15 protein-coding genes are annotated in these 12,514 nt (G+C 64.4%); 12 read left to right on the top strand and 3 right to left on the bottom strand.

Annotation, left to right across the window (positions count from 1 at the left end; genetic code table 11):
• Nucleotides 1-11: 11 nt before the first annotated feature.
• Nucleotides 12-1,670, bottom strand: coding sequence for an ABC transporter permease (locus FHP89_RS08430; RefSeq protein WP_144173089.1), 1,659 nt, complete (start codon nucleotides 1,668-1,670; stop codon nucleotides 12-14).
• Between the two features lie 101 nt (nucleotides 1,671-1,771).
• Here FHP89_RS08430 and FHP89_RS08425 point away from each other — a divergent pair, with 101 nt between their 5' ends.
• From FHP89_RS08425 to FHP89_RS08370, 12 genes are all read left to right on the top strand, one after another.
• Entirely contained in the window at nucleotides 1,772-2,863 is a 1,092-nt protein-coding gene (locus FHP89_RS08425) for an ABC transporter ATP-binding protein (protein ID WP_144173768.1), read from the top strand.
• The gene (gene aat, locus FHP89_RS08420; RefSeq protein ID WP_144173087.1) at nucleotides 2,860-3,576 is read left to right on the top strand and encodes a leucyl/phenylalanyl-tRNA--protein transferase; all 717 of its coding nucleotides are present in this window, start codon (nucleotides 2,860-2,862) and stop codon (nucleotides 3,574-3,576) included. The genes FHP89_RS08425 and aat overlap by 4 nt, the downstream gene beginning before the upstream one ends.
• Nucleotides 3,577-3,579: 3 nt before the next feature.
• Nucleotides 3,580-4,311: an arginyltransferase gene (locus FHP89_RS08415; protein WP_144173084.1), complete on the top strand. Its 732-nt coding sequence runs from the start codon at nucleotides 3,580-3,582 to the stop codon at nucleotides 4,309-4,311.
• Between the two features lie 42 nt (nucleotides 4,312-4,353).
• A complete protein-coding gene (locus tag FHP89_RS08410) occupies nucleotides 4,354-5,367 on the top strand; it encodes a quinone-dependent dihydroorotate dehydrogenase (RefSeq protein ID WP_144173082.1) in 1,014 nt (337 codons plus the stop codon).
• Between the two features lie 93 nt (nucleotides 5,368-5,460).
• Nucleotides 5,461-6,045 (top strand): electron transport complex subunit RsxA, encoded by a 585-nt coding sequence (rsxA, locus tag FHP89_RS08405; RefSeq protein WP_144173080.1) that lies wholly within the window; start codon nucleotides 5,461-5,463, stop codon nucleotides 6,043-6,045.
• A gap of 40 nt (nucleotides 6,046-6,085) precedes the next feature.
• Nucleotides 6,086-6,637, top strand: coding sequence for an electron transport complex subunit RsxB (rsxB, locus tag FHP89_RS08400; protein ID WP_144173078.1), 552 nt, complete (start codon nucleotides 6,086-6,088; stop codon nucleotides 6,635-6,637).
• The gene (gene rsxC / locus FHP89_RS08395) at nucleotides 6,634-8,319 is read left to right on the top strand and encodes an electron transport complex subunit RsxC (protein ID WP_144173076.1); all 1,686 of its coding nucleotides are present in this window, start codon (nucleotides 6,634-6,636) and stop codon (nucleotides 8,317-8,319) included. Before rsxB ends, rsxC begins: the two co-directional genes overlap by 4 nt.
• Nucleotides 8,319-9,308, top strand: a complete 990-nt coding sequence (locus FHP89_RS08390; protein ID WP_144173074.1) for an RnfABCDGE type electron transport complex subunit D — start codon at nucleotides 8,319-8,321, stop codon at nucleotides 9,306-9,308. The genes rsxC and FHP89_RS08390 overlap by 1 nt, the downstream gene beginning before the upstream one ends.
• Nucleotides 9,309-9,312: 4 nt before the next feature.
• Nucleotides 9,313-10,005 (top strand): electron transport complex subunit RsxG, encoded by a 693-nt coding sequence (rsxG, locus tag FHP89_RS08385; protein ID WP_144173072.1) that lies wholly within the window; start codon nucleotides 9,313-9,315, stop codon nucleotides 10,003-10,005.
• The gene (locus FHP89_RS08380; RefSeq protein ID WP_144173070.1) at nucleotides 10,002-10,694 is read left to right on the top strand and encodes an electron transport complex subunit E; all 693 of its coding nucleotides are present in this window, start codon (nucleotides 10,002-10,004) and stop codon (nucleotides 10,692-10,694) included. Before rsxG ends, FHP89_RS08380 begins: the two co-directional genes overlap by 4 nt.
• A gap of 19 nt (nucleotides 10,695-10,713) precedes the next feature.
• Nucleotides 10,714-11,376 carry an endonuclease III gene (gene nth / locus FHP89_RS08375; RefSeq protein ID WP_144173766.1) on the top strand — a complete coding sequence of 221 codons (663 nt, stop codon included), beginning with the start codon at nucleotides 10,714-10,716 and terminating at the stop codon, nucleotides 11,374-11,376.
• Nucleotides 11,369-11,800, top strand: a complete 432-nt coding sequence (locus FHP89_RS08370; RefSeq protein WP_144173068.1) for a DUF1841 family protein — start codon at nucleotides 11,369-11,371, stop codon at nucleotides 11,798-11,800. The genes nth and FHP89_RS08370 overlap by 8 nt, the downstream gene beginning before the upstream one ends.
• A gap of 33 nt (nucleotides 11,801-11,833) precedes the next feature.
• On the opposite strand, the gene FHP89_RS08365 is transcribed toward FHP89_RS08370, so the two are convergent.
• Together FHP89_RS08365 and FHP89_RS08360 are read right to left on the bottom strand one after the other, a co-directional pair.
• The gene (locus tag FHP89_RS08365; RefSeq protein WP_144173066.1) at nucleotides 11,834-12,160 is read right to left on the bottom strand and encodes a c-type cytochrome; all 327 of its coding nucleotides are present in this window, start codon (nucleotides 12,158-12,160) and stop codon (nucleotides 11,834-11,836) included.
• A complete protein-coding gene (locus FHP89_RS08360) occupies nucleotides 12,157-12,477 on the bottom strand; it encodes a c-type cytochrome (RefSeq protein ID WP_186300180.1) in 321 nt (106 codons plus the stop codon). Before FHP89_RS08360 ends, FHP89_RS08365 begins: the two co-directional genes overlap by 4 nt.
• Between the last annotated feature and the right edge of the window lie 37 nt (nucleotides 12,478-12,514).

Here is a 12,514-nt window from a genome sequence, read left to right as displayed (position 1 = left end):
TTTCATTGCCCCTAGGCGCGCCGCAATCGCTGCCGCGCGATCTGACCCGACAGAATAATGACGGGCACCAGCCCGACCGCGACAATCGTCAGCGCGGCCGTCGAGGCTTCGGCCAATCGCTCGTCGGAGGCCAGATTGAAGGCCTGGGTTGCCAACGTATCGAGGTTGAAGGGGCGCATCACCAGCGTGGCGGGCAGCTCTTTCATCACATCCACGAACACCATCAAGCCCGCCGTCAGCAAGCTACCTTTAAGCATGGGCATATGCACCCGCCGCAAACTGGCCCAGGCACCCGCGCCCAGGCTGCGCGCGGCTTCATCCATGGACGGGGTGATCTTGCCCAGCCCGGTGTCGACGGCATGCAGCGCCACGCTGAGAAAGCGCGTCAGGTAGGCATACACCAGCGCCACCATGCCACCGGTGAGCATCAAGCCGACACTGAGATCGAAATGCGTCTTGAACTGCCCGGCCAGCCAGTTGTCTAGTTGCGTGACCGGGATCAGCACCCCCACCGCAATCACCGTCCCGGGCACGGCATAACCGAGCCCGACCAGGCGGTTCAGGCCGCGCGTAAACGGGCCACGAGACAGCCGGTTGGCGTAGGCCAGCAGCATCGCCAGTGCCACACCGAGCACCGCGGTCACCGAGGCGAGCATGAAACTATTGCCCGCCAACGTGAAGAAGCGCGGGCCGAAATGTGCATCGCCTTCGGTCAGCGCCATCTCAAGCAGCAAGCCGGCCGGCAGCAGGAAGCCAAACAACAAGGGCAAAAAACACGCGGTCGCGGCGATGGCCCCCGCCAGCGGCGACAGCTTTCGCCCCAGCGGCGGGCGCTGCTGACGCGAAGTGTCGTTAAAGCGTGCCCGACCACGACTGATGTGTTCGAGCACCAGCACCAGCACCACGACCGACAGCAGCGCCGCCGATAGCTGCGCCGCCGCCGCCCGGTCGCCCAGCGAGAACCAGGCGCGGTAGATGCCGGTGGTGAAGGTCTGCACACCGAAATACGACACCGTACCGAAGTCGGCCAGGGTTTCCATCAACGCCAGCGCGGTGCCGGCGACGATGGCCGGGCGCGCCATGGGCAAGGACACCCGAAAAAAACAGGCCCACGGGCCGAGGCCGAGCGAGCGTCCGGCTTCCATCGCACCGGTGGCGCGCTCGAGAAACGCGGTGCGCGCCAGCATGTAAACATAGGGATAGAACACAAAGGCGAACATGCCCACCGCGCCACCGACGGTTCGGACGTCCGGAAACCAGTAGTCGCCGTACTGCCAGCCAAACCACTCGCGCAGCATGCTCTGCAGGGGGCCGACGAACTGCAGGAAGTCGGTGTATACATAGGCCATCACGTAGGCCGGTACCGCCAGGGGCAAGATGAGCGCCCACTCGAAGAAACGGCGACCGGGGAAGTCGTGCATCACGGTCAGCCAGGCGGTGGTCACGCCAATGCTGGACACGCCGAGCCCCACACCAACGCACAAAATGACCGTGTTGAGCATGTAGTCGGGCAGCACCGTCGACGCCAGATGCGCCCACGTATCGAGGGTACTGAAATCGGCCAGGCTGGCAAAAACCGCCAGAATTGGCACCGCGGCCAAGGCCGCAATGCCTAGCGCGGCAAGCGTTAACCAGGGGTACTGGCCAAGCAGAGTCAGACGACGATGCATCCTGTTCCCGAAAAAAGCCCGACGGCCGACGCGCCTCGGGCAGGAACGAAATTATAATGGATCGCATTCACTCATCCCGCAACACCACCGAACTTTCTGCCATGACGCTTCTCGATGTTCGCCAGATCACACTCGCCTACGGAACACAGCCGGTCGTCGACCGGCTGGATTTCTCGCTGGCCGAAGGCGAGATCGGCTGCCTGCTCGGGCCGTCGGGTTGCGGCAAGACCACCGTGCTGCGGGCGATTGCCGGCTTCGAGCGGGTACGCGATGGCGAGATCCTGATTGACGGGCAATGTGTCAGCAGTGTGCACACCCACCTGCCCCCCGAGCGTCGGCGCATCGGCATGGTGTTTCAGGACTACGCACTGTTTCCGCATCTCGATGTGAGCGAGAACATCGCCTTCGGCCTCGGCAAACAGAACGCCGACGCCCAGCGAAAGCGGGTCGATGCCCTGCTCGATCTGGTCGGGCTCGGCCAACAGGCCAGGCGCTACCCACACGAACTCTCAGGCGGTCAGCAGCAACGGGTTGCACTGGCACGGGCCCTGGCGCCGGCGCCCAGCCTGCTGCTGATGGACGAGCCCTTCTCCAACCTCGACGTGGAATTGCGCGAGCGCCTCTCGCTGGAAGTGCGCCGGATTCTCAAGGAAACCGGCACCACCGCCATTCTGGTGACTCACGATCAGAACGAAGCCTTTGCCGTGGCCGACGTGATCGCCCTGATGCACGGCGGCCGCATTCAGCAGCGCGCCACGCCATACGACCTCTACCACCGGCCGATCAATCGCTTTGTGGCCGATTTTGTGGGTCAGGGCGTGCTGGTGCCGGGCCGGGTGATTGGCGACGACCGGGTCGAGATCGCGCTGGGCACGCTGCGCAGCGACACCCCGCTCGATTGCGGCCCGCTCGGCGTGTGCCCGATCAACGCCACGGTCGATGTGCTGCTGCGCCCCGACGATATCGTGCATGACGATGCCAGCCCCGACACCGCCACCGTGCTGATGAAAGCCTTTCGCGGCGCCGACATCCTCTACACGCTCAAGCTCGACAACGGCGTCAAGCTCTTGTCACTGGTGCCCAGCCACCACAACCATGCCATCGGCGAGCGCATCGGCATTCGCCTTGATGTCGACCATGTGGTGACCTTCTATGAGCCGGTCCCGCCACCGACGCACGCCACCCAGCCATGATTCCCTGGCTGGAAGCACCCGACTTTCCGCCACTGACCCGCGCGCTGGCCGAGCCCAACGGTCTACTCGCAGCAGGTGGTCAGCTCACCCCCGCCTGGTTGCTCGCCGCCTATCGCCGCGGCATCTTTCCGTGGTTCAGCGAAGGCGAGCCGATCATGTGGTGGAGCCCCGACCCGCGCATGGTCTTACTGCCCAGCCAGGTCCGAATCACCCGCTCCCTCGCAAAAACCCTGCGCAGCGATCGCTTCGAAGTGCGTTTTGATACCGTCTTTGCCCAAGTCATGGCCGGCTGCGCCGCACCGCGCGCCGACGGCCACGGCACCTGGATCACCGCGCACATGCAGGCTGCCTACCTGCGACTGCATGAACTGGGCTACGCCCACAGTGTCGAATGCTTCATCGATAACGAACTGGTGGGCGGACTGTACGGCATCGCGCTGGACAAGGCGTTTTTTGGCGAATCCATGTTCTCGCGGGTCAGCGACGCCTCCAAGGTCGCGCTGGCGCATCTGGCGCGATTTCTGGATCAACGGGGTGTGGGTCTGATTGACTGCCAGATGACCACGTCACACCTGAGCAACATGGGCGGGGTCGAAATCCCGCGCGCCGCATTCAGCCAGGCGCTGTCGCAACTGATCGGCCCGGCCCCTGAGCCGCAACATTGGCCAAAGCAGTCAGAAACCGGGCAGACTTGGACCCGCACACCGGAGTAAGCCATGCAAAAGGACTACCCCTACGCGCTGATTCAGTTCTACGTCACCGGGCCCTACGACTGCTCCTATCTCCCCGCGGAGCGCGCCCGCTCGCAGGTGGCCACACCCAATCATGTGATCGACACGCCGATCTACTCAGAGCTCGTGCGCAATGGCTTTCGCCGCAGCGGCGTGTTCACCTACCGCCCCTACTGCGATCAATGTCAGGCCTGCGTGCCGGTGCGCATTCCGGTCGATCAGTTCGTCGCCAACCGCAGCCAGCGGCGCACCGCCGCACGGCTCGGCCGTTTGTCGGTCACCGAACGCCCGCTGGGCTTTGACGACGAACATTACGCGCTCTACAAGCGCTACCAGGAGCAACGCCACGCCGGCGGCGGCATGGATCAGGACAGCCGCGAGCAGTACGCCCACTTTCTGCTGCAAAGCCATGTCGACACCCGCCTGATCGAATTTCGTGACGCGGGTGTGCTGCGCATGGTGTGCATCATCGACCGCCTGACCGACGGGCTGTCGAGCGTCTACACCTATTTCGACCCCAACATCCCCGGCGCCAGCTATGGCACCTGGGGTGTGCTGTGGCAGATCGAGGTGTGCCGGGCACTGGATCTGCCCTATCTCTATCTGGGCTACTGGATTCGCGACAGCCGCAAGATGGCCTACAAGGCACACTTCAAACCGCTCGAAGGCCGCATCGGCGGGCAATGGCAGACGCTGAGCCCCGACACCTTGGCCTGACGCGGCGCACAAAACGCAGCGGCGGTAGAGTAAAATCCGCCGATGCTCTACGACCTGATCCGATCTGTATTCTTCTCGATGGATGCCGAGCAGGCCCACGGCCTCGGCATGAATGCCCTGCGCCTCGGCGGCCGGCTGCTGCCACCCGCCGAGCCCCTGCCCGCCGTGCCCACCGAGGTGATGGGCATCGCCTTTCCCAACCGGGTCGGCCTGGCCGCCGGGCTGGACAAGAACGGTGAGGCCATCGACGGTCTGGCGCGCATCGGCTTCGGCTTTCTCGAAATCGGCACCATCACGCCGCGCCCCCAGCCGGGCAACCCCAAGCCCCGCCTGTTCCGCCTGCCGGAAGTCGAAGGCATCATCAACCGCATGGGCTTCAACAACCATGGCGTCGACGCCCTGATCGCCAATGTACGCGCGGCCAAATACCGCGGCGTGCTGGGCATCAACATCGGTAAAAACGCCGACACGCCGATCGAGCGCGCAGTCGATGACTACCTCGCCTGCCTCGACAAGGTCTATCCGCTGGCCAGCTACGTCACGATCAACATCTCCTCGCCGAACACCAAGAACCTGCGCGCCCTGCAAGGCGCCACCGAACTCGACGCCCTGCTCGGGCCGCTCAAGGCCGCGCAGGAGCGCCTGGCCGACCAGCACGGCAAACTCGTGCCGCTGGCACTCAAGATTGCCCCCGACCTCGACGACGAACAGATCACCCAGATCGCCGACGCCGTGCGCAAGCACCGCTTCGAGGCGGTCATCGCCACCAACACCACCATTGCCCGCGATGCCGTCCAGGGCCTGCGCCACGGTGACGAAACCGGCGGCCTGTCCGGCGGGCCGGTGCGCGACGCCAGCACCCGCGTGATCCGCGCGCTGTCGGGCAAACTCGGCGGCGAAGTGCCGATCATTGGTGCAGGCGGCATTCTGAATGGCGAGCACGCGCGCGAAAAAATCGACGCCGGTGCCGCCCTGGTGCAGATCTACAGCGGCCTCATCTACCACGGCCCGCGCCTGATCCGCGACTGCGTCGCCGCCACCGATCGGCACTACTGACGCGATCGGAATGCATATACCTATAACCGCAGCGGGGTTGAGCGGCACCTCCGCTCAGGGGATAATCCACCGCTTCAATAAGAACGGCTTGGCATGAGCAGTTATCTCTTCGTGATTCTTGGTGCGGTTCTGGTCAACAACGTGGTGCTGGTGCGCATCCTTGGCCTGTGCCCCTTCATGGGCGTCTCCAAGAAACTCGAGACGGCTATTGGCATGGGCGCAGCCACCACCTTTGTGCTCACCCTCGGCAGCGGCACCAGCTGGCTGATCGACCACTACCTGCTGGTCCCCAACGATCTGGTGTATCTGCGCACCCTGTCGTTCATCGTCGTCATTGCCGCTATCGTCCAGCTCACCGAACTGGTCATCCACAAGACCAGCCCGCTGCTGCATCAGGTGCTCGGCATCTATCTGCCGCTGATCACCACCAACTGTGCGGTGCTCGGCGTGCCGCTGCTCAACGTGGGTCTGCGTCACGACCTGTTCGAATCCCTGCTCTTCGGCTTCGGCAGTTCGGTCGGCTTCACGCTGGCGCTGGTGCTGTTCGCCGGTATCCGCGAGCGGCTCGACGGCGCCGACATCCCCGGCCCCTTCAAAGGCACGGCGATCGCCATGATTACCGCTGGCCTGATGAGCCTCGCCTTCATGGGCTTTGCCGGACTGGACCGCTTCCAGTGACCGCAGCCCGCCAATTGCCCGTGCCCAAACACGCCCAGCCATGCTGACCGCCATTCTCGTCATGACCGGCATCGCCCTGGTGCTCGGCGCTGCGCTCGGCTTTGCCGCCATCTTCTTCAAGGTCGAAGGCGACCCGCTGGTCGACAACATCGACGCCATCCTGCCCCAAACCCAATGCGGCCAGTGCGGCTTTCCCGGCTGCCGGCCCTATGCCGAAGCCATCGCCAACGGCGAGGCCGACATCAACCAGTGCCCGCCGGGCGGCGAGGAAGGCATCCGACATCTGGCCGACCTGCTCGGCCGCGAATTCAAACCGCTCGACGAAGAACACGGCGTCGAGAAGCCCAAATCGGTTGCCGTCATCGACGAGCAAACCTGCATCGGCTGCACGCTGTGCATCCAGGCCTGCCCGGTCGATGCCATCGTTGGCGCGGCCAAACAGATGCACACCATTGTCGAAGCCGAATGCACCGGCTGCGAGCTGTGCATCGCGCCCTGTCCGGTGGACTGCATCACCATGGAGCCGCTGAAAGAAACCGTGAAGACCTGGAAATGGAAGTACCCGGTCATCCAGATCAAGGACGTCGCATGATCGCCGGTCTGTTCCGTTTCAAGGGCGGCATCAAACCCGAGACCCACAAAAACGCCTCGGCCGGCTCGCCCATCCAGATCGCGCCGCTGCCCAAACAGCTGATCGTGCCGCTGCGCCAAAGCCCGCGCGCGACCGCCGAGTGCATTGTCGTGCCGGGTCAGAAAGTGCTCAAGGGCGAGCGCATCGGCCTGCCCGACAGCCCGCTGAGCACCGCCGTCCATGCGCCCACCTCGGGCACCGTGGTCGAGATCACACCCCACGCCATGGCCCACGCCTCCGGCTTGCAGACACGTTGCGTGGTCATCGAACCCGACGGCGACGAACGCTGGATTGATCGCCCCACGCTCGACTACGCGTCCGCCAGCCCCAAAGAAGCCCTCGCCTGGCTGCGCGACCACGGCATCGTCGGTCTGGGCGGCGCGACTTTTCCCAGCCACATCAAGGCCGGCGTCGACGGCGGCATCGAAACCCTGATCCTCAACGGCGCCGAGTGCGAGCCCTGGATCACCTGTGACGACCGCCTCATGCGCGAACGCGCCGACGGCATCGTGGCCGGCGCGCTCATTCTCAAGCACCTCACCGGTGCACGCGAGATCGTCTTCGGCGTCGAAGACAACAAGCCGCAGGCCATCGAAGCCTTGCGCACGGCCATCCATGGTCTGAGCGGCGACATCACCGTCATTCCCGTGCCCTCGCTCTATCCGGCCGGCGGCGAAAAACAGCTGATCCGTGTGCTCACCGGCGTCGAGATTCCGCACGGCAAGCTGGGCGGCGATTTTGGCGTGCAGTGCTTCAACGTCGGCACCGCGTATGCGGTCAATCGCGCTATCAACCATGGCGAACCGCTGGTCTCGCGCGTGATGACGGTCACCGGCAACGTCGAAAAGCCCGGCAATTTCGAAGTCCTCATCGGCACCCCCGTCGAGGCCTTGCTCGCCCTGGGTCAGCCCAAGCCCGACACCGGCCGCATCCTGATGGGCGGCCCGATGATGGGCTTCGAGCTGCCCCGCCTCGACGTGCCGGCCACCAAAGCCACCAACTGCCTGATCGCCACCTCGCCGACGCTGTTCCCGCCGCCGCCGCCGGAAATGAACTGCATCCGCTGCGGCGCCTGCGCCGCGGCCTGCCCGGCCGAGCTGCAACCCTTCGAACTGTACTGGTTCTCGCGCGCCCGCAACTTCGGCAAGGCGCAGGAATATCACCTCTTCGACTGCATCGAATGCGGCTGCTGCTCCTACGTGTGCCCCTCGCACATCCGGTTGGTCGACTACTACCGGTTTGCCAAGGGCGAGATCTGGGCGCGCGAGCGTGAAAAGAGTGCGGCCGATGCCGCGCGCGAACGCTTTGAATTCCGCAACGAGCGCCAGGCCCGCGAAAAACGCGAAAAAGCCGAGAAGCTCGCCGCCAAGGCCGCCGCCACCAAAGCCAAGCTCGCCGCAAGCTCGGCTGATGCCCCGGCGGCTGCAGCCGCAAGCAGCGATGCCCCGGCCGGCCCAGACGATGCCAAGCGCGCCCTGATCGCCGCGGCACTCGAACGCGCCAAAGCCCAGAAAGCCGCCATCGAACCCAAAAACACCGACGCACTCACCCCCGACCAGGCTGCCCAAGTGGCCGAAGCCGATGAACGCCGTGCCGCCAAAGCCGCGACCGACACTGCCGCCGACGCGCCGGAATCGAACTGATGCTGACCTCACCTTTCGTTCGCAAACCCACCAGCGTGCAGCAGGTGATGTTCACGGTGCTGGTCGCGCTGCTCCCGGCCATTGCGCTGTACGTCTGGCAATTCGGCCCCGGCATCGTGGTCAATATCCTCATCGCCACCGTCAGCGCCGTGGGTGCCGAGGCCGCGATTCTCAAATTGCGCAAGAAGCCCGTCGGGCTGTATGTGTCCGACCTCTCGGCCGTGGTCACCGCCTGGCTGATCGCGCTCACCTTCCCGACCATCCTGCCGGCCTGGATCCTGATCCTCGCCACGGTGCTGTCCATCGTGGCGGTCAAGCAGCTCTACGGCGGCCTCGGGCAGAACCCGTTCAACCCGGCCATGGCCGCCTACTGCCTGATGATCGTCGCCTACCCCTCGGCCATGTCGCAGTGGCCCGCGGCAGGCTGGATGGATCTGTCCACACATTTGCAATTGATTGGCGGCGCCAGTTTCGATGCCGTCACCGGCGCCACGCCGCTGGATGCGCTACGCACCGGTCTGCGCTCAGGCGCTGCCGTCGACAGCATTCTGGGCAATGGTGCCTTTGGCGCGCTGGGCGGACGCGGTTGGGAGTGGATCGGGCTCGGTTACCTGGCCGGTGGCCTGTTCCTGATCCAGCGCCGCGTCATCACCTGGCATCTGCCCACGGCCTTCCTCGTCGGCCTGATCGTCGTCTCCGGCCTGTTCTGGATGGCCAATCCGACGCACTACGCTTCGCCAATGTTTCATCTGGCCAGTGGCGGCACGCTCCTGGCGGCGTTCTTCATCGTCACCGATCCGGTCTCCGGCGCGACCACGCCGCGCGGCAAACTCATTTTTGCCGCCAGCATCGCGCTGATCACCTATCTGATCCGCAACTTTGGCGCCTACCCTGACGGCATCGCCTTCGCCGTGCTGCTGATGAACCTGTGCGTGCCGCTCATCGACATGAAGACCCAACCGCGCGTATTCGGCCACAAGGGAGAATGAGCCCATGAGCACCGAATACACCGCCGCCCGCACCTCGATCCGCACCGCGCTGATCCTCACGCTGTTTGCCTCGCTGTTCACCGCCGCGATGGCACTGACCTATCGCTACACCAAGCCCGACATCGACGCCGCCGTGGCCGAGGTCAAGCGCAAGCTGATTGCCGAGGTGCTGGCCCCCGACCGCTACGATAACAGCCTGCTCACCGACACCATCACTGTCCTTGCCCCCGTCGCACTTGGCGTTGAAGAAGGCAGTGTGGTCTATCGCGCCCGCAAAAACGGTGAGCCGGTCGCGCTGATCGTCGAAGCCCGCGCGCCCGACGGCTACGGTGGCAGCATCGACCTGGTGGTGGCGGTTGACGCCGATGGCCGCCTGACCGGCGTGCGCGCCACCGCCCACAAAGAAACACCGGGTCTGGGGGACTATATCGATCCGCGCAAGGATCAGAACAAAACACAGCCCTGGATCGACCAGTTCGTCGGCCGCGCCCTCGATGGCGGGGATAAGGCACGCTGGAAGGTACGCAAGGACGGCGGCGAATTCGACGCCCGTGCCGGCGCCACCATCAGCGCCCGTGCCGTCGTGGCCGCTACCGCCCGCGCACTGGCGTATGCCGATGCCAACCAGCACCGCCTGTTCGACGCAAAAACCGGCGAGCGAATCACCGCCGCCGTCACTGCAGGAGCGAAGCCATGAGCGCCTTCAGCAAAGACACCTGGATCAATGGCCTGTGGAAGCAGAACCCCGGCCTGGTTCAACTGCTCGGCCTGTGCCCCATCCTCGCGGTGAGCACCACCATGGTCAACGCGGTCAGCCTTGGCATTGCGACCATTGTGGTGATGGCGCTGGCCAACCTGTCGGTCGCCACCTTGCGCAACTTCATCCCCTACGAGATCCGCATCCCGGTGTTCATCCTGATCATCGCCTCGCTGGTGACCGTGGTTGATCTACTGTTCAACGCCTATCTGCACGAAATGTATCTGGTGCTCGGCATCTTCATTCCGCTGATCGTCACCAACTGCATCGTGCTCGCACGTATCGAAGCCTTTGCCGCCAAGAACGATCCGCTGATTTCTACCTTTGATGGCATCGCTCAAGGTGTTGGCCTGCTGCTGGTGCTGGCGGTGCTTGGCACCATGCGCGAGCTGATCGGCGCCGGCACGCTGTTTGGCGGCATCGACCTGATCATCGAAGGCGCATCGGCCATCAAGGTGCTGGGCGCGGACTATCCCGGTTTCCTGATTGCCATCCTGCCGCCCGGCGCCTTCTTTGCGCTCGGCTGCCTGATCGCCGCCTTCAACTGGATCAACAGCCGCGCCACCGCGCGCAAACACGCCGCGCCGGCAAAGCCTGACCTGCCTGCCGACGCCGTACCGGAGAGCTGAGCCTGGCATGGCCCGCCCGATGAGCAAGGCTGCCATCGCCGAGATGTTCGCGCGATTCCAGGCGGCCAACCCGAATCCGGAAACCGAGCTCGAATACGCCTCGCCCTATCAGTTGCTGGTGGCTGTCGTCCTGTCGGCACAAGCCACCGACAAGGGGGTGAATATTGCCACCCGCAAACTGTTTGCAGAGGCGCCGACACCCGAGGCCATGATTACTTTGGGTGAGGCGGGCGTCACTGAGCACATCAAGACCATTGGCCTGTTCCGCAACAAGGCCAAGAACGTCGTCGCCCTGTCCTACCTGCTGCTGGAGCGCCATGGTGGCGAGGTGCCCGCCGATCGCGACGCGCTAACCGCCCTACCCGGCGTCGGCCGCAAGACCGCCAACGTGGTGCTGAACACCATCTTTCGTCAGCCAACCATGGCCGTCGACACCCACATTTTCCGGCTCGCCAACCGCACAGGTCTGGCCGCCGGCAAAGATGTCGACGCGGTCGAAGCTGCGCTGTTGCGGCGTGTGCCCAAGCCCTATTTGCTCGATGCCCACCACTGGCTGATTTTGCACGGCCGCTATGTGTGCACCGCACGCAAGCCGGCCTGCGACCGCTGCCTGGTGCGCGACCTGTGCAACTCACGCGACAAGACCGATCTCCCGCCACCCGGAAGCCCAGACCATGTTTGATCCCAGCCGCGACCAAGCCCGCCAGTTCTTCATCGAGGCCTGGCGCAAGCAACGCGATGGCAACATCCTCACGCCGCTCGAATCCATGGTGGTCGATATTGTCCAACTGCACCCGGAATACCAGCCCTTGCTGGAAGATCCGGACGCCATCGATCATGACTTCTCGCCGGAAGACGGCCAGGTGAATCCGTTTTTGCACCTGTCACTGCATCTGGCCATCGAGGAGCAGCTCTCGATCAACCAGCCACCCGGACTCAAGCCGGCCTTCGCGCAACTGCAACTGCGCAAGGGCGATCGGCACGACGCCTTGCACGAGGTGCTCGAATGTCTCGGTGAAGTGATCTGGAAAGCCCAGCGCGACCGGCAACCGCCCGACGGCGCGGCCTATGTCGAGGCCGTACGCAAACGCGCCGGCCTCGCGTGACGGCAAGCACCGGCGTGTCGATCGAGGCAGGCTTCAGCGTTTGACCGAGAGCCCCGACTGCGCGGCAAAGTAGGCGGCAAGATCGGCCATGTCCTCCCGACTCAGGCTCTCAACCTGCGCTGCCATGATCGGGTTCTTGCGATGCCCGGCCTTGTAGTCGAGCATCGCACGGAACAAATAGTCCGCGTGCTGACCGCCCAAGTTGGGAAAATCGGGCGACACGCTCTGCCCGGTCTGCCCATGACAGGCCGCACACACCGTGGACTTTTCCTTGCCAGCGGCCACATTGCCGGCCAGCGCCGACATCGGCATGATGAAGGCCGCCAGACAGCCCGCGATCAGCAATCGTTTGGTCTTCATTTCGCCCCTCCGTAATACGCAGCCAGATCGGCCATGTCCTGCTCACTCAGACTGGCCGCAATGGCCTGCATGGACGGATGGTCTCGATCCCCGCGCTGGTAGGCCTGAAGCGCCTGAACAATATAGGCCGGATGCTGACCGCCCAGCTTGGGCACGTGGTACACCGAGGGAAATGCTGTCCGGTATCCGGGGATACCGTGACATCCGACGCACATGGATATTTTGTCTTTTGCGGCGTCGGCGTTACCTTCTACAGCCCATGCGGGGACACAGGCAGCGACCATGGCAGTCGCAATAATGAGACGTCGTCCCTTCATGGAGACTCCTCTGTTGGGTTGGGGGGTGTGCGGAAAC

Source organism: Denitromonas ohlonensis (assembly GCF_007625205.1).
GTDB classification, from domain to species: Bacteria; Pseudomonadota; Gammaproteobacteria; order Burkholderiales; family Rhodocyclaceae; genus Nitrogeniibacter; species Nitrogeniibacter ohlonensis.
The sequence above is the reverse complement of the archived record's forward strand: the minus strand, read 5'-3'. Positions and strand labels throughout refer to the sequence as shown.